The organism is Herbiconiux sp., from assembly GCF_004297105.1.
Classification (GTDB): domain Bacteria; phylum Actinomycetota; class Actinomycetes; order Actinomycetales; family Microbacteriaceae; genus Herbiconiux.
The window spans coordinates 235,606-260,057 of record NZ_SCVE01000018.1 but is presented as its reverse complement, the minus strand read 5'-3'; the positions used below and the strand labels follow the sequence as shown (position 1 = coordinate 260,057).

25 protein-coding genes are annotated in these 24,452 nt (G+C 69.7%); 14 read left to right on the top strand and 11 right to left on the bottom strand.

Annotated elements, in window-relative coordinates; all coding sequences use genetic code 11:
- The first annotated feature begins 157 nt into the window (after positions 1 to 157).
- The 4 genes from EPO52_RS14805 (at position 158) to EPO52_RS14790 (ending at position 4,207) form a co-directional block, all read left to right on the top strand.
- Positions 158 to 1,240 carry a hypothetical protein gene (locus EPO52_RS14805; protein ID WP_290807854.1) on the top strand — a complete coding sequence of 361 codons (1,083 nt, stop codon included), beginning with the start codon at positions 158 to 160 and terminating at the stop codon, positions 1,238 to 1,240.
- On the top strand, positions 1,237 to 2,034 hold the full coding sequence (locus EPO52_RS14800) for a hypothetical protein (protein ID WP_290807852.1): 798 nt from the start codon (positions 1,237 to 1,239) through the stop codon (positions 2,032 to 2,034). Before EPO52_RS14805 ends, EPO52_RS14800 begins: the two co-directional genes overlap by 4 nt.
- Positions 2,035 to 2,138: 104 nt before the next feature.
- A complete protein-coding gene (locus EPO52_RS14795) occupies positions 2,139 to 2,987 on the top strand; it encodes a sortase (protein ID WP_290807850.1) in 849 nt (282 codons plus the stop codon).
- Between the two features lie 446 nt (positions 2,988 to 3,433).
- Complete coding sequence (locus tag EPO52_RS14790; RefSeq protein WP_290808269.1) at positions 3,434 to 4,207, top strand: phosphate ABC transporter ATP-binding protein; 774 nt, start codon at positions 3,434 to 3,436, stop codon at positions 4,205 to 4,207.
- A gap of 28 nt (positions 4,208 to 4,235) precedes the next feature.
- On the opposite strand, the gene EPO52_RS14785 is transcribed toward EPO52_RS14790, so the two are convergent.
- Together EPO52_RS14785 and EPO52_RS14780 are read right to left on the bottom strand one after the other, a co-directional pair.
- Positions 4,236 to 4,610, bottom strand: coding sequence for a protealysin inhibitor emfourin (locus EPO52_RS14785; protein WP_290807848.1), 375 nt, complete (start codon positions 4,608 to 4,610; stop codon positions 4,236 to 4,238).
- Complete coding sequence (locus EPO52_RS14780) at positions 4,588 to 5,697, bottom strand: M4 family metallopeptidase (protein ID WP_290807847.1); 1,110 nt, start codon at positions 5,695 to 5,697, stop codon at positions 4,588 to 4,590. The genes EPO52_RS14785 and EPO52_RS14780 overlap by 23 nt, the downstream gene beginning before the upstream one ends.
- 133 nt (positions 5,698 to 5,830) lie before the next feature.
- Here EPO52_RS14780 and EPO52_RS14775 point away from each other — a divergent pair, with 133 nt between their 5' ends.
- Together EPO52_RS14775 and EPO52_RS14770 are read left to right on the top strand one after the other, a co-directional pair.
- A complete protein-coding gene (locus EPO52_RS14775) occupies positions 5,831 to 7,522 on the top strand; it encodes an AlkA N-terminal domain-containing protein (RefSeq protein WP_290807845.1) in 1,692 nt (563 codons plus the stop codon).
- Complete coding sequence (locus tag EPO52_RS14770; RefSeq protein WP_290807843.1) at positions 7,519 to 8,025, top strand: methylated-DNA--[protein]-cysteine S-methyltransferase; 507 nt, start codon at positions 7,519 to 7,521, stop codon at positions 8,023 to 8,025. Before EPO52_RS14775 ends, EPO52_RS14770 begins: the two co-directional genes overlap by 4 nt.
- Positions 8,026 to 8,130: 105 nt before the next feature.
- Here the strand turns inward: EPO52_RS14770 and EPO52_RS14765 are convergent, their stop codons facing one another.
- On the bottom strand, positions 8,131 to 9,186 hold the full coding sequence (locus EPO52_RS14765; RefSeq protein WP_290807841.1) for an LLM class flavin-dependent oxidoreductase: 1,056 nt from the start codon (positions 9,184 to 9,186) through the stop codon (positions 8,131 to 8,133).
- A 169-nt stretch (positions 9,187 to 9,355) separates the two neighbouring features.
- On the opposite strand from EPO52_RS14765, the gene EPO52_RS14760 reads away from it, so the two are divergent.
- The 4 genes from EPO52_RS14760 (at position 9,356) to EPO52_RS14745 (ending at position 13,627) form a co-directional block, all read left to right on the top strand.
- Complete coding sequence (locus EPO52_RS14760) at positions 9,356 to 9,685, top strand: nuclear transport factor 2 family protein (protein WP_290807839.1); 330 nt, start codon at positions 9,356 to 9,358, stop codon at positions 9,683 to 9,685.
- A gap of 28 nt (positions 9,686 to 9,713) precedes the next feature.
- The gene (locus EPO52_RS14755; protein ID WP_290807837.1) at positions 9,714 to 10,565 is read left to right on the top strand and encodes a universal stress protein; all 852 of its coding nucleotides are present in this window, start codon (positions 9,714 to 9,716) and stop codon (positions 10,563 to 10,565) included.
- Between the two features lie 57 nt (positions 10,566 to 10,622).
- The gene (locus tag EPO52_RS14750; RefSeq protein WP_290807835.1) at positions 10,623 to 11,657 is read left to right on the top strand and encodes a DnaJ domain-containing protein; all 1,035 of its coding nucleotides are present in this window, start codon (positions 10,623 to 10,625) and stop codon (positions 11,655 to 11,657) included.
- A 95-nt stretch (positions 11,658 to 11,752) separates the two neighbouring features.
- Positions 11,753 to 13,627 (top strand): hypothetical protein, encoded by a 1,875-nt coding sequence (locus EPO52_RS14745; RefSeq protein WP_290807833.1) that lies wholly within the window; start codon positions 11,753 to 11,755, stop codon positions 13,625 to 13,627.
- Between the two features lie 3 nt (positions 13,628 to 13,630).
- Here the strand turns inward: EPO52_RS14745 and EPO52_RS14740 are convergent, their stop codons facing one another.
- Positions 13,631 to 14,596: an NAD(P)H-quinone oxidoreductase gene (locus tag EPO52_RS14740; protein WP_290807830.1), complete on the bottom strand. Its 966-nt coding sequence runs from the start codon at positions 14,594 to 14,596 to the stop codon at positions 13,631 to 13,633.
- A 93-nt stretch (positions 14,597 to 14,689) separates the two neighbouring features.
- Between EPO52_RS14740 and EPO52_RS14735 the strand changes: the two genes are divergently transcribed.
- From EPO52_RS14735 to EPO52_RS14725, 3 genes are all read left to right on the top strand, one after another.
- The gene (locus EPO52_RS14735) at positions 14,690 to 15,100 is read left to right on the top strand and encodes a nitroreductase/quinone reductase family protein (protein ID WP_290807828.1); all 411 of its coding nucleotides are present in this window, start codon (positions 14,690 to 14,692) and stop codon (positions 15,098 to 15,100) included.
- A gap of 76 nt (positions 15,101 to 15,176) precedes the next feature.
- Complete coding sequence (locus EPO52_RS14730; RefSeq protein ID WP_290807826.1) at positions 15,177 to 16,778, top strand: AMP-binding protein; 1,602 nt, start codon at positions 15,177 to 15,179, stop codon at positions 16,776 to 16,778.
- A 128-nt stretch (positions 16,779 to 16,906) separates the two neighbouring features.
- The gene (locus EPO52_RS14725) at positions 16,907 to 17,290 is read left to right on the top strand and encodes a VOC family protein (RefSeq protein WP_290807824.1); all 384 of its coding nucleotides are present in this window, start codon (positions 16,907 to 16,909) and stop codon (positions 17,288 to 17,290) included.
- Positions 17,291 to 17,318: 28 nt separating this feature from the next.
- On the opposite strand, the gene EPO52_RS14720 is transcribed toward EPO52_RS14725, so the two are convergent.
- Together EPO52_RS14720 and EPO52_RS14715 are read right to left on the bottom strand one after the other, a co-directional pair.
- The gene (locus EPO52_RS14720; protein WP_290807822.1) at positions 17,319 to 17,642 is read right to left on the bottom strand and encodes a GNAT family N-acetyltransferase; all 324 of its coding nucleotides are present in this window, start codon (positions 17,640 to 17,642) and stop codon (positions 17,319 to 17,321) included.
- A gap of 70 nt (positions 17,643 to 17,712) precedes the next feature.
- A complete protein-coding gene (locus tag EPO52_RS14715) occupies positions 17,713 to 18,333 on the bottom strand; it encodes a DNA-3-methyladenine glycosylase I (protein ID WP_290807820.1) in 621 nt (206 codons plus the stop codon).
- Between the two features lie 43 nt (positions 18,334 to 18,376).
- Between EPO52_RS14715 and EPO52_RS14710 the strand changes: the two genes are divergently transcribed.
- Positions 18,377 to 18,538 (top strand): hypothetical protein, encoded by a 162-nt coding sequence (locus tag EPO52_RS14710; RefSeq protein ID WP_290807818.1) that lies wholly within the window; start codon positions 18,377 to 18,379, stop codon positions 18,536 to 18,538.
- A 62-nt stretch (positions 18,539 to 18,600) separates the two neighbouring features.
- Here the strand turns inward: EPO52_RS14710 and EPO52_RS14705 are convergent, their stop codons facing one another.
- From EPO52_RS14705 to EPO52_RS14685, 5 genes are read right to left on the bottom strand one after another with little or no spacing between them, the layout of a single operon-like run.
- Positions 18,601 to 19,824: an LCP family protein gene (locus EPO52_RS14705; RefSeq protein ID WP_290807816.1), complete on the bottom strand. Its 1,224-nt coding sequence runs from the start codon at positions 19,822 to 19,824 to the stop codon at positions 18,601 to 18,603.
- A gap of 40 nt (positions 19,825 to 19,864) precedes the next feature.
- Positions 19,865 to 20,299 (bottom strand): YdeI/OmpD-associated family protein, encoded by a 435-nt coding sequence (locus tag EPO52_RS14700; protein WP_290807814.1) that lies wholly within the window; start codon positions 20,297 to 20,299, stop codon positions 19,865 to 19,867.
- A gap of 46 nt (positions 20,300 to 20,345) precedes the next feature.
- Entirely contained in the window at positions 20,346 to 21,140 is a 795-nt protein-coding gene (locus EPO52_RS14695) for a ferritin-like domain-containing protein (protein ID WP_290807812.1), read from the bottom strand.
- Positions 21,141 to 21,153: 13 nt separating this feature from the next.
- Entirely contained in the window at positions 21,154 to 23,538 is a 2,385-nt protein-coding gene (locus tag EPO52_RS14690; RefSeq protein WP_290807810.1) for an SDR family oxidoreductase, read from the bottom strand.
- A gap of 4 nt (positions 23,539 to 23,542) precedes the next feature.
- On the bottom strand, positions 23,543 to 24,436 hold the full coding sequence (locus EPO52_RS14685; RefSeq protein WP_290807808.1) for a hypothetical protein: 894 nt from the start codon (positions 24,434 to 24,436) through the stop codon (positions 23,543 to 23,545).
- Positions 24,437 to 24,452 lie beyond the last annotated feature (16 nt).

Genomic DNA, 24,452 nt, shown 5'->3' with positions numbered 1-24,452 from the left:
CGGGAGGGGGCCGCGAGAGATCGCGGCCCCCTTTCCGTTCGCACACGGCACCCACCGGCAGGGTGCCGTTCACCCCTCCTTCATCATCCCGCCGCCGCTGCGCCAACTCCTCTTGGATTAATCAACTGTGCTTCTCATCCCCGCTCTGAATCGCGCTGTGCGCCGCCCTCTCGCCGCGGCCCTCGCCACGCTGGCACTCGCCGGCGTCCTCGTGGCGCTGCCTGTCGCATCCGCTCACGCCGACGACACCGACGGCATCTCCGGAGCGCCCTCCAGCGAGACCGCGAGCGACGGCCGCACGCGGTTCAGCTACTCGGTCGAGCCGGGCCAGCAGGTCACCGACAACTACGTCGTGCAGAACACCGGCACCACCGCGCGAACCCTCAAGGTGTTCGCCACGGATGCCTACAACACAGAGGACGGCTCCTACGGCCTCCTCGACACCGATTCGGTGCCCACCGACGGCGGCAGCTGGGTGACCTTCGACGGGGGAGCGACGTCGCTCGAGATCCCGCTCGACCCGGGCGCCTCGCAGGTCGTCCCCTTCACGGTCACCGTGCCGGCGGATGCGGCACCCGGCGACCACGCGTCGGGCATGGTGATCTCGTCGACGTCCACCGACGGTCAGATCCTCGTCGACCGGCGCGTGGCCACCCGGCTGTACATCCGCGTTCCCGGCGATCTCGAGCCGGCTCTCACGATCTCGAGCATCGCCGCCGACTACCAGGGCGAGTTCAACCCGTTCACGGGCCAGACGAACATCACCTTCACCGTGCAGAACTCCGGCAACGTGGCGCTCGGAGCCACCATGGTGGCCGGGGTCAACACCTACTTCGGAATCGGTGCGGGCGAGCAGACGCGGCAAGACCTCGCGGAGATGCTGCCCGGTGCGACCCGCACGATCACCATGACCGTCTCGGGCATCCCGCAGCTGGGCTACCTCAACCCCTACGTCTCCCTGCAGCCGACCGTCGACCCGGATGCGCTCGATCCCGGCCCGCTCACCCAGGTGAATCGCGACACCATCACCTTCGCCGTGCCGTGGCTCCTGCTCGTTCTGATCGTTCTCGGCCTGGGCGTCTGGGGCTTCCTGGTGCTGCGCCGTCGTCGTGACGAGAAGACCGCGCGCGACTGGATCGCGTACACCGAGGCCGAGGCGCGTCGTAAGGCGCGCGAGGAGGCCCCGGTGGCGGTCGGCACGGGCGCGGGCACGGCACCCGGCTCGAACGAGACCCGATGATGACGGCCCGGTCCGCCGGTCCTCAGCGCCGCGCGCGACGGCATCCTCTTCGCGAGGCGACCCTGATCGGAGTCGCGGTGGTGGGGTTCCTCGCCGTGCTGTCGGGCGGTGGCACGGCCCAGGCCGTCGATGGCGGCGACAACGACTACAACATCACCGTGCAGGTGGCACCCGGACAGACGGCGGGTGGGAGCGGCTCGTCGTCCGCCGGTGCGCCGGCGGGTGCGAGCCGTGCGACCACCACACAGACGCAGACCACGGTCGACGCCTCGACCGTGGTGACGGGGTCGATCACGCCGCCCGCGCCGGCGGCCGACGAGTTCAGCATCGGCGGCATCCTCTACGTCAGCGGGCTCACGACCGCGTATTCGCCGTCGATCGATCCGCTCGCGGGCGATCTGGCCGTCCAGTACACCGTGCGCAACGTCTCCGGCGAGACGATCGACAGCACCTCGCGGTTCTGGGTGACCAATGCCTTCGGCGCCGAGTTGAGCGCCGTCGACCCGGTGGAGGTCACGGCCTTGAAGCCCGGCGAGTCGCGGGTGGTCTCGGCGACCCTCACGGGCGTCGGCCAGTGGACGTTCGCCACCGCGCACATGACCCTCACGCCGCCCACGACCGTGGCGGGGGAGGAACTGCAGCCGCTCACCCGCGACGCCTTCGTGGTGCTGCCGCCGTGGTTCCTGCTGGCACTGCTCGCGATCGGCGGCGTGGCGTACGCGGTGGTGCGGATCGTGCGCGCAGGCTCGGTGTCCGGGCTCGCCGTCGAGCCGGCCGCGGGGTCGACCGCGTGACCGCTCCTCCGCTCCAGGGGCCACCCCCGCCCCCGGCCTCGCCGCCCATGAAGCCCCCGCGGATGCCGCGCCGCATGCCGCGGTCGATGCAACCGCTCGAGCCGATGAGTCCCACGCAGGTGCTCTCGAGAACCCTGCTCACGATCGTGGCCGCGCTGCTGCTCGCCTTCGTCCTGAATCTCATGCTGCTCAGCCACCTGCAGCACGTCGTGGCGCAGCAGCAGCTCACCGACACGTTCCGGGCGCAGCTCGCCGCCGGCACCGCGCCGGTGAGCGAGGGCGACTTCGACGACAAGCTGCTGGTCGACGGCGCCCCCGTCGCCATCATCTCCATCCCCTCGATCGGGGTGTACGAGACGGTGGTCGAGGGCACCTCCTCCGCCGAGACCAAGTCGGGACCGGGCCATCGTCGAGACACCGTCCTGCCCGGTCAGCAGGGGATGAGCGTCGTGATGGGCCGAGCCGCCTCCTACGGCGGGCCGTTCAGCCGCATCCAGGAGCTCACGCCCGGCACGCCGTTCACGGTGCTCACGGGTCAGGGAATCCAGGAGTTCGAGGTGATCGGCGTGCGCTACGCCGGCGACCCCGGGCCGCCGAACCCCACGGGCAGCGAGAGCCGCCTCATCCTGCAGACCGCGCGTGGACCGGCCTACATCCCGAGCGGCACCGCCTGGGTCGACGCCGAACTGACCTCCCCGGTCGAGCCGGCCGGCAAACGTCAGACCGTCTTCAGCACGATGTCGCCGGAGTACCTCCCGATGGCCACCGACACCACCACCGTCTGGGCTCTCGTGTTCGCGCTGCAGTTCTTCATCGTGGCCGAGATCGCCGCGGTGTGGGCCTACCGCCGCATCGGTGCCCAGAAGATGTGGGTGGTGTTCGTGCCCGTGATGTTCCTCGCCGGGCTGCTCGTGGCCGACCAGATCACCCGACTCCTGCCCAACTTGCTGTGACATCCGCAGAACGGAACCCGATGACCGACGTGACACCCGACGACGCGACCGCTCCGGATGCGGCGAACACCGAGCTCCCCGCGGCTCCTTCGCCCGGCACGACGCTCGACCACGTTCCCGCCTCCGACCCCGAGCCGGTCGAGCCCGCCGCGGAGGCCCATTACGTGCCGTCCGACATCACCGTGATGATGCCGCCCCTCAGCCGCCGGGAGCAGCGCCGCATCATGAAGGGCCGCCCGACGGTCACCCGCGATGGCTGGCAGGGCGCGCATCCGATCGCCGCTCAGCAGCCGCCTCGTGCGACGCACCCCGACTCCGGCATGCCGCTCACCGCTCCGTTCGTGCCGCCCGTGCCGCGCGGGCCGGTCACGGTCCAGCAGCAGGTGAACGGAGCCGACTCGGCGCGCGCCTTCGAGCAGCAGGTGCTGCTGCTCGACCGGCCGCCGCTGGCCGAGCTCGACGCGCGCAACATCACCGCGTGGTTCGGTGACCACCAGGTGCTCGACCGGGTGTCGCTCACGATGCCCGCGGGTGTGGTGACGTCGCTCATCGGCCCCTCCGGCTGCGGCAAGTCGACGTTCCTGCGCATCCTGAACCGGATGCACGAGCTCATCCCGTCGGCGAGTCTCGCGGGAGAGGTGCTGCTCGACGGTGACGACATCTACGACCCGTCGCGCAAGCTCGTGGAGGCGCGCAAGAGCATCGGGATGGTGTTCCAGAAGCCCAATCCGTTCCCCGCGATGTCGATCTACGACAATGTCCTCGCCGGTCTGAAGCTCACGGGAACCAAGGCCGACCGCGATCGCAAGGACTACCTCGTCGAGACCAGCCTCACCAAGGCCGGGCTCTGGAAAGAGGTCAAGGATCGCCTGCGGGCGCCGGGTGGTGGCCTCTCGGGCGGCCAGCAGCAGCGTCTCTGCATCGCCCGATCGCTGGCCGTCACGCCACGGGTGCTGCTCATGGACGAGCCCTGTTCGGCGCTCGACCCCACGTCGACCCGCGTGATCGAGGAGACGATGCTCGAGCTGGTGAACGACGTCACCATCGTGATCGTGACGCACAACATGCAGCAGGCGCAGCGGGTGTCGACACAGTGCGCCTTCTTCCTCGCGTCGCAGGGCCAGCCGGGCCACATCGTGGAGCACGGCTCGACGGAGGCCATGTTCTCGAGCCCGATCGACCCCCGCACCTACGACTACGTGAACGGCGTGTTCGGCTGATCCCCGCTTCCGCCCACGCGGTCGCCGCTCAGCGGCTCGCGTCTTTGACGCGGGCGACGAGGTCGGCCCACGGGCCGTCGAGCGCGCGCTCCGGCACCCGGGCGTCGCGTTCATGGTCGGGCTGCAGCACGCGGATCGTGTAGACGAAGCGGTCGGGTTCTCCGCCGATGCCGGGAGCGGGTGCATCCCACGGGCACGACTCCACGAGCGACAACCAGGAGTCGACGTCTTTCTCCTCGGTGACCATCACGCTCCAGTGCGGGGCGAGTCCGGCGACGCCGCCTGTGCGGGACACCGTGATGCGCAGCGCTCCGCGCGGAGCGGCGTCGGAGCCGCGCTCGTGCAGCGCCGGGCCCCGGTCGGCCACGTCGCCGTCTCGATCATCCTGCTGCTGGTCGGTCATCGCTCCTCACGCCCACGGTAACCCATGCGGCCGCGATGGCGGCAGCCTCCGCCGACCCCTCGCCGAACAACGCTCGGGCGGAGGCAACCGTCGCATCGGCGAACTCGAGGAACGTCGCCGTCGAGCTGAGACGCGCGCGCGGCGGAGCGGCGCCATCCCCCTCATCGCGTGCGCCGTCGCCCGAGATCGCGTCGTACCAGACGCGGCCCGCGCGCTCCCACGCGAAACCACCGAGCTCGATCGCGGCCAGAGCGAACGCCCGGTTCGGGATTCCGGAGTTCAGGTGCACGCCCCCGTTGTCGTCTCGGGTCTGCACATACCCCGCCATGTCGGCCGGCTGCGGATCGCGGCCCAGCACGTCGTCGTCGTAGGCCGTGCCCGGCTCCACCATCGAGCGCAGCGCCGTGCCCTCGACCTGTGCCGTGAAGAGGCCCTCGCCGATGAGCCAGCTCGCCTCATTCGCTCGTTGACCGCGGGCATGCTGCTCCACCAATGCTCCGATCACGTCGGAGAACGACTCGTTCAGAGCGCCCGACTGCCCCGCGTAGACGAGGGCGGCGGTGTACTGCGTGACGCCGTGCGCGAGTTCGTGGCCGATCACCGAGAGCGACGCGGTGAAGCGATTGAAGACCTCGCCGTCGCCGTCGCCGAAGACCATTCGCGCGCCGTCCCAGAACGCGTTGTCGTAGTCGTCGCCGTAGTGCACGGTGGCGTCGAGCGGCAGTCCGCGCCCGTCGACGGAGTTGCGCCCGAACGCCGTGAGCAGCAGAGCATGGGTGGCGCCGAGCCCGTCGTACGCCTCGTTGACCGCGGGGTCGTCGGTGGCGGGTGCGCCCTCGCTGCGCACCACGAGGCCGGGCAGCAGCTCGGTGTTCGCCGCATCGGCGATGGTGCGCTTCAGTGCGGCGTTCTGTGAGGCGGATGCGGCAGGCAGCGGTGCGGCCAGCCCTTCGCGCCGGCGCTCCGCCCGAACCGCGGGCTCACTGCGCAACGAGCGCCGGGCGGCACTCGCGGCGCGCTGCATCGACGCGGCGTCGGCTTCGGCGAGACGGGCCAGGAGGTACGGAGGAACGATCGAATGCGCCATGGTGCGACCCTACGTCGGGCCGCCGACAGCGCACAGGGGAGGTCGGCGCATCCGGTGACCGCTGTCGACGGGTGCTCACTGCCGTGTCCGATTTCCGCTAGAGAGTGTCGTCGCCCCGTGTGAGACTCGTGTCATGGACTTCGACGAGCGCTACCGCATCATCCAGTCGCGCGACTCCCGCTTCGACGGTCAGTTCATCACCGCCGTGCGATCCACGGGCATCTACTGCCGTCCGAGCTGTCCGGCGCGCACGCCGAAACCGGCGAACGTCACGTTCTACGTCACGAGCGCCGCCGCCCACGAGGCCGGCTACCGCGCCTGCAAGCGCTGCCTGCCCGAGGCGGTGCCGGGCACGCCTGACTGGAACCTGCGCGGCGACCTCGCGGGGCGCGCGATGCGCCTCATCGGCGACGGCGTGGTCGAGCGCGAGGGCGTCGACGGCCTCGCCGCGCAGCTCGGGTACTCGTCGCGACACCTCGCCCGCGTGCTCCAGCACGAGCTCGGAGCGGGTCCTCTCGCGCTCGCCCGTGCCCACCGCGCGCAGACCGCGCGCACCCTGCTCACGTCCACCGCCCTCTCGATGAGCGACATCGCCTTCGCGGCCGGGTTCGCCAGCATCCGGCAGTTCAACGACACCGTCGCCGAGGTGTTCCAGCTCACGCCGAGTGAGATCCGGTCGCGATCGGCGGCGGCGGATGGGGCTGCCCCCGGTTCGATCAGCCTCGCCCTGCCCTATCGGGAGCCCTTCGATGCAGCGGGTGTGTTCACGTGGCTCGCGGAGCGGGCGATCCCGGGAGTCGAGGTGGCGGAGCCCGACAGCTACCACCGCTCCCTCCTGCTTCCCGGCGGTCCGGCCCGCTTCACCGTCCGTTTCGCCCACTCGGGTGCGGGGCGTCTGATGCTCGATGCCCGGCTCACGGCGCTCTCCGATCTGCCCACCCTGGTGGCGCGCATCCGTCGCCTGTTCGATCTCGACGCCGATCCGTCGGCGATCGACGAGGCGCTCGTCGGCGTGGGCCATGAGGCCGTGGCGGCGCGGGTGAATGCGGTGCCCGGCATCCGGATGCCGGGCGCGGTCGACGCCCACGAGATGCTGTTCCGCGCGATCCTCGGCCAGCAGATCACCGTCGTGGCGGCCCGCACGCTGCTGCACCGTCTCGCCGCGGCCGCCGGCACGCCGCTGGCCCCGGCACACCGACCCGACCATCGGCCTGGCCCCGCAGGAGCCGGACCGACGGGCGCCGCCGAGCCGGCGGAGCCAATGGTGGGAGCAGGGTCGTCCGCCGCCGCGGGGTCGCCGCGTGCATCGTCATCGGACGCAGCGCTCGAGCCGACGCTGCTGTTCCCGACCGCGGCGCAGATCGCGGAGCACGCCGAATCCGTGCTCACCGGCCCGCGCGCCAAGATCGCCACGGTGGTCGCGGTCGCCCGCGCTCTCGCCGACGGGTCGCTCGAACTCTCCTTCGGTGACGACGCCGGGGAGCAGCGCCGTGGCCTGACCGCGTTCGCGGGCATCGGCGACTGGACGGCCGGCTACGTCTCGATGCGGGTTCTCGGCCGGCCCGACGAGCTGCTCACGGGAGACGTGGCGATCCGCTCGGGTGCCCGCGCGCTCGGAGCTCCGGATGCTCCCCGCGCACTCTCGGAGTGGGCGGCCGCGTATTCGCCCTGGCGCTCCTACCTCTCCCTCCACCTCTGGCGGGCCGCCGCCGACGCCAAGCGGGCTCCGGCGGGCGGCACCCCGGCCCCGCCCACCACGCCGACCGCTGCCACCACACCACGAACCCGATCCACCCGCATCCGCACCCCCGAGGAGATCTCATGACCGCCGCGACCATCCAGTTCATCGACACCCCCGACGGCCCCTTCGGCATCATCGCCGACGAGAACGACAGGGTGCTGGCGTCGGGCTGGACCGATGACCCGGCCGCCCTCCTCGGCCGGCTCGCGCCGAGCATCCGGCCGGCGGAGCTCGAGCAGGGGGAGACGGCGGCCGCCGCGGCCGCGCGCGCCTACTACGCCGGCGACGTGACGGCGATCGATGCCGTCGAGGTGGTGCAGACGGGCGGCGAGTTCCATCAGAAGGGCTGGGCCGCCCTTCGCGAGATCGAGCCCGGGCACCCCCTCAGCTACCAGGAATTCGCGGTCGCTCTCGGCCGTCCCACCGCTGTCCGCGCCGCGGCCAGCGCCTGTGCCCGCAATGCTCCGGCGCTCTTCGTGCCCTGCCATCGCGTGCTGCGCACCGACGGCTCGATGGGCGGATTCGCCTGGGGTGTCGACGTGAAGCGATCCCTCCTCGCCCGAGAGGCCGCCGCCGCGTCGGCTTAGGGCGCGATGGCCCGCCGGAATCAGCGATTCTCGGCGAAGGCTCCGCCGGAGAAGCGTGGCTGTGCCGAGAGTCGCTGAATCGTGCCGTGGCCGCCGGCCCGCTGATCAGGCCAGCAGCTCGCGCACTCGCGGGATCACCTGCGTGCCGTACAGCTCGATGCTCGTCATGAGAGCCGAGTGGGGAAGCGGTCCGTTGCCGTACTTGAGGTCGAAGCGGTCGACCCCGAGGGTGCGGATGGTCGCCGCGATCTTCGTGGCCACCGTCTCGGGCGAGCCCACGTACAGCGAACCCGACGGGCCTGCCTCCTGCTCGAAGTGTGCGCGACCCATCGGCGACCAGCCGCGCTCGCGGCCGATGCGGTTCATCTGTCGCTGATAGTGCGGCCAGAGCTGTTCGCGCGCCTCCTCGTCGGTCGCAGCGACGTGCCCGGGGGAGTGCAATCCGATGGGCTGCTCCGGCTGCTCGAACTGGGCGAGTGCCCGGTGGTAGAGATCGACGTAGGGCGCGAAGCGAACCGGGTCGCCGCCGATCACGGCGAGCATCAACGCGAATCCGTAGCGCGCCGTGCGCACCACCGACTCGGGGCTCCCGCCCACGCCCACCCATGTCTTCAGCAGTCCGTTCTCGAGCGGCGGATGCACGCGCTGCTCCGTGAGGGGAGCCCGCGTCGACCCCGACCAGGTCACCGGGTTCTGCGACCGCACCGCCGCGAACAGCTCGAGCTTCTCCTCGAACAAGCGCTCGTAGTCGCTGAGCTCGAACCCGAACAACGGGAACGACTCGGTGAACGAGCCGCGCCCGAGGATGACCTCCGCGCGGCCGTTCGACACCGCGTCGAGCGTCGAGAAGCGCTGGAACACGCGGATCGGGTCGTCCGACGACAACACCGTCACCGCCGAGCCGAGGTGGATGCGCGAGGTGCGCGCGGCGATGGCCGCCAGTACGACCTCGGGGGCGGAGACCGCGAAGTCGTCGCGGTGGTGCTCGCCGAGGCCGATGAAGTCGATGCCGACCTGGTCGGCGAGCTCGCCCTGGTCGACGAGGTGGCGGAGTACCTGAGCCGGGGGGAGCAGCTCGCCCGCCGCATCCGGGGACTCGTCGGCGGTGACGTCACCGAAGGTGTCGAGCCCGAATTGGATGCTGTCTGCGGTGGCGGCCATGGTGGCTCCTCTGTCTGGTGCACGATGCGGGGTGGGCGCACGGTGATTCATGCGAACGTATGAAGTCGAGAACGCCCCCTGCCGCTCCAGTATTCCGTGCGGGCACCGCCTTCTGTGAGCCCCATTCGAATCCGCCCCGAGAGGCTGCACGAGCCGCCAGGATGGAGACATGACCGGCTCCGAGACGCTCCCGCCCGCCATCGCCCACTTCTTCGACGCCACCAACCACGCCGACCGCGAGAGGTTCCTCTCCGCGTTCGCCGCCGATGCCGTGCTCGACGACTGGGGTCACACGTACACCGGCCGCGATGAGGTCGCACGGTGGAACGAGACCGACAACATGGGCGTGCAGAGCCATTTCGAGGTCACCGGGTTCACGGTGCACAATGGCATCTACGCGGTATCGATCCAGGTCACCGGCAATGGTTTCAACGGCGGGGGCACCATGGCCTTCACGATCGTCGACGACCTGATCAGCCGCGTCGACATCACGGGCTGACCGCACCGGCTGAGGGGGAGAGACGCTCATGAGCGACACGATTCTGGTGGGCTACGACGGATCACCCTCGGCGAAGGTCGCCCTCGACTGGGCGCTCCGCCGCGCCGAGGCCGCAGGTCTCGACGTCGACGTGCTCTATGTGGCCGACACCTCTTGGGACTCGGAGGCCTTCACCGCCACCCCTCATCTCGAGCAGCAGGGTGCGGTCGTGCTGGCGGAAGCCGCCTTCCACGCCGACTCGAAGGCTCCGCACGCCCAGGTCACACCGCGCGTGCTCGCGGGTGATCCCGTTGCGGTCCTGTGCGCCGAAGCGGAGGCGACCGGCGCGCAGATGCTCGTGGTCGGCAGTTACCGCAAAGACCTCTACGAACGTCTCACCACGAGTGCCGTCAGCCTGCGTGTGGCCGCGGCCTCGACGGTGCCGGTGGCGGTCATCCCCGACGTCTCGCACGGGCACCGCACCGGGGTGGTCGTGGGAATCGACGGCGGTGAGGCCTCCGCGTCGGTGCTGGCTGTGGCGGTGGCCGAGGCCGCCCGGCTCGGGGAGCCCCTCACGGTTCTCTCGGCCTGGACCCTGCCGCCCATGACCATGTCGGAGTTCGGCGACGACACGGTTCTCTACGACGCTCTCGAGGAGCGCGCGCAGGCCGGTGTCGCCACCGCGCTCGCGCACGTCGACACCTCCGCGGTCACGGTGGCGACGAAGGTGGTGCTCGACTCGCCGGTCACCGCACTGCTCACCGCGTCGACGGATGCCGCCCTGCTCGTGGTGGGCAGCCACGGCCGACGCGGCCTCTCCCGTTTCCTCCTCGGCTCCGTCAGCCACGACGTGCTGGTGCACGCCACGACCCCGACCCTGGTCATCCGCGTGAGTGTCTAGTCGCCGGCGACCAGCACAGTCAGCAATGAGCACAGCGGGCCCAGCTATCGTTAACCCGTGCCCGACAGTCCTGCCGCCCCCACCCCTTACGAGGTCCTGGGTGTCGATCCCGGCGTGGGACACGACGAGCTGCGGCGGGCGTACCGTCGGCTGCTGAGGCAGACGCATCCCGACACGGGCGGCGACTCTGTGCGTTTCGTGGCCGTGCAGCGCGCCTGGGAGCGCATCGGCACCCCCGAAGAACGCGCCGCCTATGATCGCGGCGCCTCGGCATTCGGGGGCCGCGGCGGCGACGGCGGCGCGCACCCGGCCGGCGCATCCGGGTCCGCATCCACCTCGGCCACAGGCTTCGGCTCCGCATACGGCCCGGGCGGCCGGGGAAGCAGCGCGAGCAACGGCCGCGCCGCCAGCTCCTCCGTGCGTGCCCGCACCTACGGCCATCCGGGCGGCCAGGAGCGCGAGCAGTATCTGAATCTCATCCGCGAGTGGGTGGGCCGCGGCGTCACCATCGACGATCCCTACGACCCCGCCCTCGTGCGCTCGGCACCGCGTGAGGTGCGCGCCTGGCTCGCCAAGGCCATCGCCGAGGAGTCGACCGCGGGCCTCGTCTCCACCCTCGGCATCGGGTACACGATCTGGAACAACGTGCTCACCGGCCGGTCCTCGGGCGGCGTGCCCGAGACCATCGACCACGTCGTTCTCGGTCCCGCGGGTCTGTTCGCCATCCAGTCGGAGGACTGGGGCGGGGCGGTGCGCCTGCGCAAAGACGAGCTCGTGGGCGAGTCGCTGCATCCGGATGCCGAGCCCCTGCACGAGCTGAGCCGGGGTGCGAAGGCGCTCGGCCGCTCCCTCGGCGTGCGGTTCACCGCACTCGTGATCGTGGTTCCCGACGACGCGCTCACGGAGCCCCTCGAGGAGGTGACGCGCGGCCGCCTCGCCGGTTCGGTGGTGGTGCGCCGCTCGCTCCTGCCGCAGTTGCTGCGCAACGGCGCGGGCGGGGCGGCGAGCTCGTTCGCGGGGGCCGACCGCACGAGCATCGACCGCGCGTTCGAGTTGCGCACCCGCCTGCAGAGCGGCATCCGGCTCGCCTGAGAGGCCGCCCGCACCCCCCGAAAACGGGGGCACCGGAGGCGTGAGCGACCCCGGAGCGGCCACTAGTGTTCAATCACCGTGCCGAAGGGGGAACGATGACGAAGGCGCCATTGCGAGAACGCCTGAGGTACCGGTTCGACAACTGGATGTCGCGGGGCCCCGTCGCCCTCATGCTCCTGCTCGGCGCGGCCACTGTGGTGTTCGTGGTGGTTCTCGCGGTGATCGTGTACGTCGTCCATGCCTATCCCGACGACGCCGAGAGCGCCGACTTCCTCGAGATCGTGTGGGGCAACTTCATGCGCGCCATCGACGCGGGCACGCTCGGCGGAGACGTGGGCTGGGGCTTCCGCGGATTGATGCTCGTGGTCACGATCGGTGGCCTGCTCATCGTGGCGAGCCTCATCGGCATCGTCTCGGGCGCCTTCGACTCCAAGGTCGACCAGTTGCGCAAGGGCCGGTCACGCGTGCTCGAGTCCGATCACACCCTCATCCTGGGCTGGAGCCCGAAGGTGTTCACCATCATCTCCGAACTCGTGGTGGCCAACGAGTCCCGGCGCACAAGCGCGATCGTGATCGTGGCCGATCGGGACAAGGTGGAGATGGAGGAGGCGATCCGCGCCGAGGTGGGCCCAACCGGGCGCACCCGGGTGATCTGCCGGAGCGGCGACCCGATGAACCCCATCGACCTGCTGCTCGGCGCTCCGGACGACGCGCGCAGCATCATCCTGCTCTCGTCGTCGGATGACGACGATCCCGACTCCACGGCCATCAAGATCGCCCTCGCGCTCACCCACCGCCCGGGCCGCCCCGAGACGCAGTACCACGTGGTGGGTGAGCTCGACGACCCCGCCAACCTCGAGGCCGCGCGTCTCGTGGGCCGCGACGAGGTGCACTGGGTGCTCGCGAGCGAGCTCATCAGCCGGGTCACCGTCCAGACCTGCCGGCAGAGCGGCCTCAGCGTGGTCTACACCGAGCTGCTCGACTTCGGCGGCGACGAGATCTACTTCACCGACCAGCCCGCGCTGCTGGGCTCGACCTATGCCGAGGCGCAACGCTCCTTCGCGCGCTCGAGCGTGATCGGGGTGATCCGGGGAGCGGAGGTCGCCATCAACCCGCCCGGCGACACCGTGCTCGGCGCATCCGACCGGCTCATCGTGATCGCCGAGGACGACAGCACGATCGCGCTCGCCCCGCCGGTGGCTCCGGATGAATCAGCGATCGTGGCCCCGCAGGAGCTCCCCGCCCATCCCGAGCACACCCTCATCCTCGGCACGAATTCGGGGCTGCGGATGATGCTCGGCGAACTGCAGGAATACGTCTCCGCCGGATCGACCGTGCGCATCGTCGCGCAGGACGATCCCGGAGAGCTGCCTTTGCTGCCCGGCGTGGACGTCTCGTACCAGAACGCCGATCCCACCAATCGTGCCGTGCTCGACTCCCTGCACGTCGATGAGACCGACCACGTGATCGTGCTGGCCGCGAAGGAGACGCAGTCGGCGCAGCGGGCGGATGCGCGAACCCTCATCACCCTGCTGCATCTGCGGGACATCGCCGAGCGCACCGCCATCGACCTCAACGTGGTGAGTGAGATGCTCGACGACCGCAACCGGGAGCTGGCCGAGGTCACGAACGCCGACGACTTCATCGTGAGCGAGAAACTCGTGAGCCTCATGCTCTCGCAGGTGAGCGAGAACCGGCTGCTGGCCGAGGTGTTCGCCACGCTCTTCTCCAGTGAGGGGAGCGAGATCTACCTGCGCCCGGCGGATGCCTACATCGCCGCAGGTGCCCCGGTGGACTTCTACACGGTGCTCGAGGCCTGTGCCCGCGCGGGCGAGACCGCCATCGGCTATCGCCTCGCCGCCGACGCCCGCAACCCCGACCGCGCCTACGGCGTGCACGTGAATCCACCGAAGGCCGACCGCATCACCCTCGGGCAGGGCGACAAGATCATCGTGCTGGCGGAGGAGTAGGGGTCACACTTCCAACAGGATCTTGCCTATGTGGGACGAGCTCTCCATCAGTTCGTGAGCCGCCGCCGCCTCGGCGAAGGGGAAGCGCGCGCCGATCACCGGATGCACCGCGCCGTTCTCGATCACGGGCCAGACGTTCTCGCGCACGCTCGCCACGATCGCGGCCTTCTCGTCGGCCGGGCGGGCGCGGAGGCTCGTCGAGCGGATCGTTCCCCGCTTCATCATGAGCGCGTTCAGGTCGAGCGACGAGGTGCCGCCCCTGCTGGCGATGTTGGCGATGCGCCCGTTCACCGCGAGCGCCCGAACATTCCGGGACAGATAGTCGCCGCCGACGACGTCGAGGATGACGTCGGCCCCACCGGCCTCCGCCCTGATCCGCTCCACGAAGTCGTCGACCGTGTAGTCGATGAGGATGTCGGCACCCAGCTCCGCGCACGCCTCGAGCTTCGACGACGACCGAGCCGTCACCGCCACGCGAGCGCCGAACACCCGGCCGAGCTGCACCGCCATCGTGCCGATGCCGCTCGATCCGCCGTGCACGAGCAGGGTCTCGCCGGCGCGCAGGTCGGCGAGCAGGAACACGTTCGACCACACGGTGGCCACCACCTCGGGCAGTCCCGCGGCATCCACGAGGTCGATCCCGACGGGAACGGGCAGCACCTGGCCGGCCGGTACGGCGACCCGCTCGGCGTAACCGCCCCCGCCCAGCAGTGCGCACACCGCGTCGCCCACCGCGAAGCCGCTCAGCTCGGGCGCCTCGAGCACGGTTCCGGAGACCTCCAGCCCCGGCCACGCGGGCGATCCGGGCGGTGACGGATAGTGACCCTCGCGTTGCAGCACATCCGCCCGGTTGACTCCGGCGGCGGCCACCTCGATCAGCACGTCGCCCGGGCCGGCGACGGGCTCCTCCACCTCCGCCTCGACCAGCATCGATGCAGCTCCGGGTTCCTTCACGACGATCGCTCTCATGCCTTCACGCTACGCCGACGGCGATACCATCGTGAGCACGGTGCCCGGTCGACCGGGCGGCGACCGTGAGCGTCCGTTCCGAAGGAGACATCCGTGGCTGATTTCACCCAGCAGGTCATCGACGAGTTCCGCGCCAACGGCGGCACCGTCACCCTGGCCGGATTCGGCCGCAGCCTCGTGCTGCTGCACCACGTGGGCGCGAAGTCGGGCATCGAGCGTGTCGCCCCGGTGATGGCTCTGCGGACCGACGACGGCACCGGCTGGCTGGTGGCCGCCTCGAAGGCGGGTGCGCCCGACAACCCCGCCTGGTACCACAACCTGCTCGCGCACCCCGACATCGTGATCGAGACGCCGGATGGCGACGTGGCCGTGCATGTCGAAGAACTGCACGGTGGCGAGCGGGATGCCGCTTGGGCGCGCTTCACGGCCGCGAGCGAGGGATTCCGGCAGTACGAGGAGCGCACCAGCCGCACGATTCCCGTGCTGGCCCTGCACCGACGCTGAGCAACCGGGAGAGACCCTTGCGGCAGAGGTGTACTCGGTAGTCAAATAGCCCAACGAGTATCGAAGGAGATAGCTCATGGCCCGTTCGACCTTCCCCGACATCGACATCCCCGATGTGAGTGTCTACGACCTCCTCTTCGCGGGGCTCGACGACACCGACCTCGACCGCGTGGCGCTCGTCGACGGCCCCTCCGGCGACGAGACCAGTTATCGCCAGCTCGTGGCCCAGGTGGATGCGCTCGCCGGATCGCTCGCAGCACGCGGGCTCGTCGTGGGCGACCGGGTGGGCATCCTGTGCCCCAACGTTCCGGCATTCGCCACGGTGTTCCACGGCGTTCTGCGGGCGGGTGGCACCGCCACCACGATCAACTCGCTCTACACCGTGGGGGAGATCGCCAAACAGCTGCAGAGTGCGGATGCCGGCTGGCTCTTCACCGTGTCGCCGCTGTACCCGCAGGCGCTCGAGGCGGCCACGGCGGTCGGCATCCCGCCGGAGCGGCTCGTGGTGATCGACGGCGCGCAGGGGCACCCGTCGCTCCGCGACCTGTTGTTCGACCGTGCGGCTCCGCCCGAGGTCACCTTCGACCCTGCGACACACCTCGCCGTGCTGCCCTACTCCTCGGGCACCACGGGCCACCCGAAGGGCGTGATGCTCACGCACCGCAACCTCGTGGCGAACGTGCTGCAGTGCCGGGAGATCATTCCGCTCGAACGCGACGACCGGGCGCTCGCCGTGCTTCCCTTCTTCCACATCTACGGCATGTCGGTGCTGCTCGACTACGCGCTGCTCAAACGCGCGAGCCTCGTGACCATGCCGAAGTTCGACCTCGCCGACTTCCTGCGCACCGTGAGCGAGCACTCGTGCACGTGGATCTTCATCGCCCCGCCGATCGCAGTGGCCTTGGCGAAGCATCCGCTGGTCGACGACTTCGACCTCTCGAGTGTCGACGTCATCTTCTCGGGCGCCGCGCCGCTCGACCGCAGTCTCGCGGATGCCGTGGCCGCTCGCGTCGGCTGCACCGTGTGCCAGGGCTACGGCATGACGGAGACGAGCCCGGTGACGCATGTCATCCCGGTCGGGCGCACCGAGATCGACCGCTCGTCGATCGGGCTGGCGGTGCCGAACACCGAGTGCCGCGTGGTCGATCCCGAGACGGGGCTCGACGTCGACGTTCCCGCCGACGGCAGCCCCAGCGTGCCGGGTGAGCTGCTCGTGCGCGGCCCGCAGGTGATGAGCGGCTACCTGAACGACGAGGAGTCCACCGCGCACACGCTCGAGAGCGACGGATGGCTGCACACCGGCGACATCGCCACGGTCGATGCCTCGGGCGTCTACGCGATCGTCGACCGGCTCAAGGAGCTCATCAAGTACAAGGGCTACCAGGTGGCGCCCGCCGTGCTGGAGGCGGTGCTGCTGTCGCATCCGGATGTCGTCGACGCCGCCGTGATCGGCGTGGAGGACGACGACGGCCAGGAGGTGCCCAAGGCCTACGTGGTGCGCCGGGAGAGCTCCGGGCTCGACGAGGGGATCGTGATCGAGTGGGTGGCCGAGCGCGTCGCTCCGCACGAGAAGGTGCGACTCGTCGAGTTCATCGAGGTGATTCCGAAGTCGACGTCGGGCAAGATCCTGCGCAAGGACCTGCGGGCGCGAACAGGACGCCACGCCGCGCTCGCCTGACCGTGACGCCCGCGCCGCGCCGTTCGGCTCGGCGCCCTCAGTGACGTTCTGCGCCCGTCATGATCGGCGGGGAGCGTCATGAACAGCGGTAGAAGATCCAGACCAGCGAGTGGGAGGAGAGAGACACCATGATCGATTTCACGCACGGGTTCAGCGGCTTCAGCGTGAAGGACGTCGACGAGGCGAAGCGCTTCTACGGCGAGACCCTCGGTCTGCCGGCCGAGCTGAACGAGATGGGCATCCTGAACATCACCCTGCCCGGCGGCGCCGACGTGATCGCCTACCCGAAAGCCGACCACGTGCCGGCGGTGTTCACCATCCTCAACCTCGTGGTCGACGACATCGACGCGGCGGTCGATGCGCTCGCGGTCGAGGGCGTCGTGATGGAGCGCTACGAGGGGATGCCGCACGACGACAAGGGCATCATGCGCGGCAAGGCGATCGACAGAGGCCCCGACATCGCGTGGTTCCTCGACCCGTCGGGCAACATCCTCTCGTTCATCGAGAACTAGAGGATCCGAGAACGAGAGGACCCGAGAACTAGAGCGACGCGCGCAGCTCGATCGACACGGGGTCGATGATGTCGTCGAACTCGTGGTGCTTCTTGACATACGCGTCGACGAACGGGCAGATGGCCACGGCATGCAGGCCCGCATCCCGAACCTGTGCGAGGGTGCCGGCGATGAGGGTGCTGCCGTAGCCCTTGCCGCCTTCGGCCTCATCGATGATCGTGTGCAGGAACACGCGCTGGTTGCCGCGATCGGTGTACTCGGTGAAGCCCACCATGCGGCCGCCTACCTCGAGCACGTAGCGGTGGCTGTCGGGGGTGTGCACGACCTCGGGGGTCTCGGTTTCGTCGCTCATTCCTCCAGGGAACCAGATGCGCGCCGTCGTGACCAGACCCTGGGGCATCCCGTTCACGGCCCGACGCCGGTCAGCGCGACCAGACTCCCGACGATCCGCGCCGGTGACTCGCCATCAGGTGGGTGTCGATGATGCCCGCCGCCTCCATCAGGGCGTGCATGGTGGTGGGTCCCACGAAGCGGAAGCCGCGCGACCGCAACCCCTCAGCGAGGGCGATCGACTCCGGCGACGTGGTCGGGATGTCGGCGAACGTCTCGGGCTCCGGTGTCGCCGCCGGCCGGAACGACCAGATGTAGGCCGCGAGACCTCCACCGCCCGGCGCGTCCCTGTCGTCGCGCAGGCGGAGTGCGGCCCGGGCGTTCCCGATGGTGGCGACGATCTTGGCCCGGTTCCGGATGATCCCCGGATCGTCGAGCAACCGCTCCACGTCGCTCTCGCCGTAGCCGGCCACGATCTCCGGGTCGAAGCCGTCGAAGGCCCGCCGGAACGCCGGACGCTTCCGCAGGATGGTGGCCCACGACAACCCCGACTGGAACCCCTCGAGACTCAGTCGCTCGAACATCCCGTGCTCGTCGCGCACCGGCATGCCCCACTCGGTGTCGTAGTACTCCCGCAGCAGCGGGTCGACGGATGCCCACACCGGCCGGGCCAGCCCGTCGTCGCCCCGCACAACCCCGGTCGCATCGCTCACACCCTCTAGTATTGAACAAGCCACGGAATCGGAGGATCACAGAATGAACGTGCTCGCAGCAATCGGAGCCATCCTGCTCTTCCTCCTCGGTCTGTTCCTGTTCGGACTGCTCGAGAACGCCTGGGTGTTCTTCGCGGGCATCCTCTGCGTCTCCGCGTCGCTGTTCATCGTGTTCTCGGTGCTGCCGACGCAGCGTCGCCACTAGAACCACACCGGCGGCTGAGCCGCCGATCGGCCGCTTCCCTCCGGCTCGCTGCCGTCCGCTCCCTAGTCGGCGGGCTCGGCGCAGGTCTGCACGCTCGCCGGCTGGCCCTTGAGACCCTCGATCACGTCGGGCGTCGCCGCCGAGTCGGTGGGCGCCGCTGTGGCGTCCGGAACCGTGGGCTCCGCCGTCTCGGTGGGGGTCGGGGTGGCGGCGTCGGTCGACGGCTCGACCACCGACCCGGTCGAGGTGGAGTTGGCATCCAGCGAGAACGGCTGATCGGTGGCGATGCGTTCCACGAGCTGGGCCGCGAGGCTCTCGTTCGGCTGCACCTTGTTGGCGTCGTCGACGTAGGCCGTCACCGGGTAGGAGACGAAGTTGACCTTCGAGAGGTCGACGTCTTTCAGCGAGAGCGCGAGCGACACGAGCGTGTCTGCGCCCTTGAGGCTGGTGGACGGCGTGATGTTCTGCGCCACCGCCTGGGCCAGGCCGTAGACCTTGGTGGGGTCGCTCAGTGTGCTCGAATCCTTGATCGTGCGCAGGAGCGACGACAGGTACTGCTGCTGCGAGCCGATGCGGGCGAGGTCGCTGCCATCGCCGACGCCGTGCCGGCTGCGCAGGAAGGCCAGGGCATCCGCGCCCGCGATCGTGCTGTAGCCCTCCGGCAGATTGAGTCCGGAGTAGGGATCGTCGATGGGCCCGGCGAGGCAGACCTGCACGCCGCCGACGGCATTGGTCATCTCGATCACGCCGTTGAACGAGGTGGCGGCCGCGTAGGGGATGGAGAGCCCGGTGAGGTCGCGGATGGTGGCGACCACGCAGCCGAGTCCGTTCTCCCCGCCGCGCTCCCACGACGCGTTGAGCGGCTGCGCGCTCACGGCGTCGGAGTCGTCGCACTCGGGTTGCGGGATCACGAGGTCACGCGGAAAACTCACCACCACGGCGCTCTGGTGATCGGCCGCGACGTGGATCAGGATGTTGACGTCGTTGAGGGTCGCATCACGCTCGCCGTAGGCGGTGCCCTGGTTGCTGTCGTTGTCGGTTCCGACCACGAGCATGTTGAAGCCGCCCTCGATGGCACCGAGGAACGGGGGAGCGACAACGGGCTCGTCGCCGCCGATGTCGACGGCGGCGGCACTGATCTGCCCCGTGATGTTCGTGTACGCGTATCCGGCGACGGCGACCGTGCTGACCAGCGCGACCGCGACGGCGATGCCGATGGTGCGCATCACGAGGCCGACTCGGGAGGGGGTGCGCTGGCGCCCGTGCTGCACCTGACTCGAACTCATTCCTCGAAGGTACCCACGTTCACCTGAGAGTTCGACGGGTTCAGACCAGTTCGTCGAGCGCCTTCGCGATGCGGCGCTCCCGGGTGGCATCGGTCTTCGCGCCCTCGACGGAGAGCACGATACGGCGCTTGTTGCTGTAGGAGAGCGCGGCGAACGCGGCCGCGGCATCGGCATCCGCCGCCAGCGCGGCGGCGAGCTCTGCCGGAACCTCCACCTCGCGCGGAGCGTCATCCGGCTCCACGTCGACCTCGATCTCGTCACCCGCGGCCACGCCGGCGCCCGTGCGGTTCTCGGCGCTCAGCGCGATGAGGTACTGACCGCTGTAGAACACGATCGAGGAGCGATAGCTGTAGCCGTTGATGGTGACCACGACGGGGATGCGCTTGCCCCGGTCGAGCGCCTCGACCACGCTCTCGGGAACAGGCAGCCCGGTCGACGTCTTGCCGCTGGAGAGCACGGTGGTGGTGAACTTCATGTCAGCAGTATGGCGCAGAAGCGCCGGTGGCGGCAGGCGCGGAATGCTATGCGGCGATACCGCGAGCCGTCAGTGCGTCCTGCACGATGGTGAGACCCTCGAGACCCGGCATCTTGGCGATGTGGGCATCGATCTTGGCGGCCTCCTTGCGGCCTTCTGCGCCGCCCATGAGGTGGCCCATCACGTGCTTGACCTCGTCATCCGTCATGACGCCCGACCCCACGGGGCCCCAGAAGTTCTTCAGCGCGAAGCGCGCGAGCACCTGCGCCTTCTTGCTCTTGCCGAGGCGTTCGCGGGCCTGCGTGGCGTAGAACGCCACGTGGCGGGCCTCCTGCTTCGCGATGCGGCGCAGCAGCTCGGCCAGCACGGGGTGCTGCTCGAGGTCGGCCAGGCGGTTGTAGGCGGCGACCGCCGACCACTCGTTCGCGGCGCCCCACACCATGTGAACGGCGATGAAGCCGGAGCCCACGATGTTGCCGAGCAGGGACTGCTTCACCGGGTCGAGGCGGTCTTTCCAGCCGAGCTTCAGGCGGGTGGCCTTCAGCTCGTCGAAGTCGACGATCACGTCGTGCTCGGCGAGAACGGCGGCGAGGGCCTCGCCGTGCCAGAACTCCTCACGGTTCCACATGGTCATGAAGGCGGTGACGTCTTCATCCTTGTGCGAGGGCGTGACCAGCATGTCGCGCAGGTAGCACACCGTGTGGTACTCGATGTCGCACATGTAGCGCAGTGAGCGCAGCGTGCCCTCGGGCAGCGGGTTGGTGCGGAAGTCGGAGAAGTCGAGGTCTTGCCAGGCGACCTTCTGCGAGGTCTCGGTGTAGCGGTCGATATCGAAAGCCATGGGTGTCTCGGTGTCAGCGGGCGTCGCCCGTGTTCGACCGGTCTCCTTCCTCGGGTTCGGCGGAGGTGCCACCCTTGCGGGTCACATCTGGCAGTACAGCTAGATTACCGGGCGCCAGCTGACGTTCGGATGAACGTCTGGTCCAGTCCTCCACCGTCCACTTGGTTCGTTGCGCGTGCCGATACAGTTCGGTGTCGGGGTTGACCACTGTGGCGTTTCCCAGCAACTGGAGCCACGCGACATCCGCCAGCGAGTCGCCATAGCCGTACGACTGGGTGAGATTCGCGCCGTGCGTCGCCGCGTATTCACGCAGCCAGGCGGCACGCGCCTCGTCGACCAGCGGGGGAGTTGCGAGGTACCCCGTGAGCACGCCCTTCGAGGAGTGCATCTCCCCGGCGATCACCTCGTCGAAGAACGGCGCGAACGGTTCGGCGGCGGATGACGTCGCCCCGGTCACGAGAACCGTGCGGTGACCGGCGGCGCGGTGCTGCGCGACGCGGTCGAGCGCATCCGGGATCGCCCGTGACAGCATGGCGGCGCCGAAGCTGCCGTGCACCAGCTGCTGCAGGTCGTCGACGCGGATGCCCTTGTACCGGCGTACCAGGGTGCGGATGAACTCGCCCCGGTCGCGGTGGTCGACACGGAGGAACTTCGGCACCGACAGCATGAGCGACGCGAACTCCTGCGGCCACTGCGCCTTCGGGATCGACGAGAGCCGCACCCACAGGTACTGCTCGACCAGGTTCGACTCGACGACGGTGCCCTCGAAGTCGAAGACGGCGAGCACGTCGCTGCGCACCGGCAGGGCGCGCTTCGCCCGGGCCTTGCCGGCCGGCCGGTTGGCGTAGGCCTTCGTGAGACCCGTGATCGAGGGGAAGTGGATGTTCTGGAAGTAGTCGTGCCAGTCGATCTCCACCACGTCGAAGCCGCGGTCGGCCGTGACGTCGTCGGGGAGGGTTGCGTTCAGGGCCCGCGTGTTGCGGTCGTCGAAGATCAGCTCGGTCTGCACGTAGGCGCGGTAGAGCTCGGCGAAGTAGCGCAGCTGGTCGAGGCCGCGCTGGCGCTGGTGGAGCGCCTGCGTCCACTTGCGGGTGCGGGTGGTGGAGGGCATCCGGGCCACCGCGTTGTCGGCGGTGGCGGCGAGCCGCTCCTGCAGGCGCAGTGTGCGCTCGACCGAGCGGCCACCGGGGAAGCGCCACGACGGCACCACGATCTCGTCGCCCTCGCGCGACATCGGGTTGGTCGTGAAGAACTCCTTCACGTTCTCGTACATCGTGTGGAAGGGCAGCGGATTCCGTGCGCCCGACACGATCTGGTAGTAGTTCGGCTCGTCGACCTTCGCCGGTGTGACGGCGGCGGCGAGGATGGCGTTCACCACGAAGTCGACCGGGATCACGTCGAGGATCGAGTCGGGCACGCCGGGGAACTCGGGCAGCTGTCCGCGGCCGTACGCCATGATCAGCGGGTCGGCCACCTTGAAGCCGTCGAGCCAGCCGGGGAACGGATGCCGCAGAGCGCTCTCGATGATCGAGGGGCGCACGATCGACAGCCGATGGCCGGCGGTGCCCCAGAGCTCTTCGGCGGCGCGCTCGGCGAAGGCCTTGGTGAGCGTGTACACATCGGTCCAGCCGAGGGACTCGGCGCGGATGCGGCCGTAGTCGATGAGGCGCTTGTTGACCCACTCGATCCGGGCGGCCTCGGCGTCCTGGGCCACGGCCTGGGGTCCGACCTTGCCGAGCGCTGCGCGCGACTTCGCGAGCAGCGAGCGCAGCACCTCGGGCTGGCGCGAAGCCATCTCGACCCGACGGCGGGCGGATCGGGCCGCGTAGTTCTCGGCCCGCCAGTCGATGTCGTGCTCGAGCGAGGCCTCGGGCGACACGCCCTTGCGCATGCCGCCGACGTAGGCGGTGGAGACGTGCACGACGTGCGGATTGCTGCCGGAGGCGAGCAGGGCGCCGTAGATGCCGGTCGCGCCGTCGACGTTGGTCTGGAACGCCTCGTCGATGGGCGGGTCGAACGAGACGGTGGAGGCGCCGTGGATGACGACGTCGAGGTCGCCGGGCAGTTCGCCCGGGTTCGCCAGGTCTCCCTGCACCACGGTCAGGCGCTCGCGCACCGCGCGGGCCACCTCGTCTTCACCGACGCGCTCTCGCCAGGAACGGAACACGGGCTTCTTCAGCAGCGTGGTGAGGCGCGCCTCGCCGGTGGTCGTCGACTTCGGCCGGATGAGCAGGGAGATGCGGGTGTCGGGATGCGACGACAGCAGACGCTCCAGCACGGCCTGACCCACGAATCCGGTCGCGCCGGTGAGCAGCACATGCGACGAGCCCAGGGTGAAATCGGGGAACTCGGGGTTCGCGGGCTGCATCGCGGTGTCGTTCGGGGTGGTGTTGGCCATCCGGTCAGTCCGCCTTTCGTGTGCTGGGGCTGGTGGGGGAGTCGGTGTGGAGCGGGTGGGTGAGTGTGGCGGTGGTGCGGCCGATCCACCGGGCGACGGAGGCGGCGCTGTTCTGCCGACCCTTGTCTCCGCTGAGGGCTTTGGTGCGTGCCGTCGTCACGAGGTGGAGCGAACCGAGGCTCGGCAGGGCGCGCACCCGGTCGTCGATCGACGAGGCCAGAGCCGCGTCGACCAGTGTTTCGTAGAAGAAGGCGGTTTCGGATGCCGCGTTGCTCGCCGCGCCGATCGGGAGGGCGACGCGGGGGAGCGCCCGCTTCGCCAGGGAACGTGCCTTGGGCGACTGCTCGAGGCGCCGCCGCGCATCCACCTCGACGAAGAGCCGGTGGCGGGCCTTGACCTGCTGCACGCGCTCGAGCAGAGCCACGAGCACGGGGTGCGGGTCGAGTTCGGCGAGGCGGGAATAGGCCGCCTCGGTGATCCACTCGTCGATCGTGACGCTCGACAGGTGGAGGCCGATGACATCGGGGCCGATCGAGTTGGCGCGGAACGCCTCGACGATCGGTGTGGCACGTTCGGCCACCTCGAGCGAGAACGCCTTGACGCGGCCGGGCTTCGGGCCGGCGGTGGGGTCGATGCCGTGGGCGCGCACGATGACGTCGAAGGCGTCGGCGATCCAGAACTTCTCGAACGCCCAGGTGGTGAGGAAGGCGGTGACCCGCGCGTCTTTGTGGGTGGGGGTGACGAGCACGTTGCGGAGATACGTCATGGTCGAGCGTTCGAGCTCACGGGCGTAGGCGAGCACTCGTAGGGACGCGGGCTCGAGGGGCTGCGACTCGAATGCCTCGAGGTCGATCTCGTCGCGGTGGCTGCCCACCGCGGTGCGTGCGAAATCGCGCACGTCGAAACGCGCGGGT

Bases quoted from the DNA above. Each gene is read 5' to 3' on its own strand.
- EPO52_RS14800 (WP_290807852.1), top strand. From the start codon at position 1,237: ATGATGACGGCCCGGTCCGCCGGTCCTCAGCGCCGCGCGCGACGGCAT.
- EPO52_RS14795 (WP_290807850.1), top strand. From the start codon at position 2,139: ATGAGTCCCACGCAGGTGCTCTCGAGAACCCTGCTCACGATCGTGGCC.
- EPO52_RS14785 (WP_290807848.1), bottom strand. From the start codon at position 4,610: ATGACCGACCAGCAGCAGGATGATCGAGACGGCGACGTGGCCGACCGG.
- EPO52_RS14780 (WP_290807847.1), bottom strand. From the start codon at position 5,697: ATGGCGCATTCGATCGTTCCTCCGTACCTCCTGGCCCGTCTCGCCGAA.
- EPO52_RS14775 (WP_290807845.1), top strand. From the start codon at position 5,831: ATGGACTTCGACGAGCGCTACCGCATCATCCAGTCGCGCGACTCCCGC.
- EPO52_RS14770 (WP_290807843.1), top strand. From the start codon at position 7,519: ATGACCGCCGCGACCATCCAGTTCATCGACACCCCCGACGGCCCCTTC.
- EPO52_RS14765 (WP_290807841.1), bottom strand. From the start codon at position 9,186: ATGGCCGCCACCGCAGACAGCATCCAATTCGGGCTCGACACCTTCGGT.
- EPO52_RS14760 (WP_290807839.1), top strand. From the start codon at position 9,356: ATGACCGGCTCCGAGACGCTCCCGCCCGCCATCGCCCACTTCTTCGAC.
- EPO52_RS14755 (WP_290807837.1), top strand. From the start codon at position 9,714: ATGAGCGACACGATTCTGGTGGGCTACGACGGATCACCCTCGGCGAAG.
- EPO52_RS14745 (WP_290807833.1), top strand. From the start codon at position 11,753: ATGACGAAGGCGCCATTGCGAGAACGCCTGAGGTACCGGTTCGACAAC.
- EPO52_RS14740 (WP_290807830.1), bottom strand. From the start codon at position 14,596: ATGAGAGCGATCGTCGTGAAGGAACCCGGAGCTGCATCGATGCTGGTC.
- EPO52_RS14730 (WP_290807826.1), top strand. From the start codon at position 15,177: ATGGCCCGTTCGACCTTCCCCGACATCGACATCCCCGATGTGAGTGTC.
- EPO52_RS14725 (WP_290807824.1), top strand. From the start codon at position 16,907: ATGATCGATTTCACGCACGGGTTCAGCGGCTTCAGCGTGAAGGACGTC.
- EPO52_RS14720 (WP_290807822.1), bottom strand. From the start codon at position 17,642: ATGAGCGACGAAACCGAGACCCCCGAGGTCGTGCACACCCCCGACAGC.
- EPO52_RS14710 (WP_290807818.1), top strand. From the start codon at position 18,377: ATGAACGTGCTCGCAGCAATCGGAGCCATCCTGCTCTTCCTCCTCGGT.
- EPO52_RS14705 (WP_290807816.1), bottom strand. From the start codon at position 19,824: ATGAGTTCGAGTCAGGTGCAGCACGGGCGCCAGCGCACCCCCTCCCGA.
- EPO52_RS14700 (WP_290807814.1), bottom strand. From the start codon at position 20,299: ATGAAGTTCACCACCACCGTGCTCTCCAGCGGCAAGACGTCGACCGGG.
- EPO52_RS14695 (WP_290807812.1), bottom strand. From the start codon at position 21,140: ATGGCTTTCGATATCGACCGCTACACCGAGACCTCGCAGAAGGTCGCC.
- EPO52_RS14690 (WP_290807810.1), bottom strand. From the start codon at position 23,538: ATGGCCAACACCACCCCGAACGACACCGCGATGCAGCCCGCGAACCCC.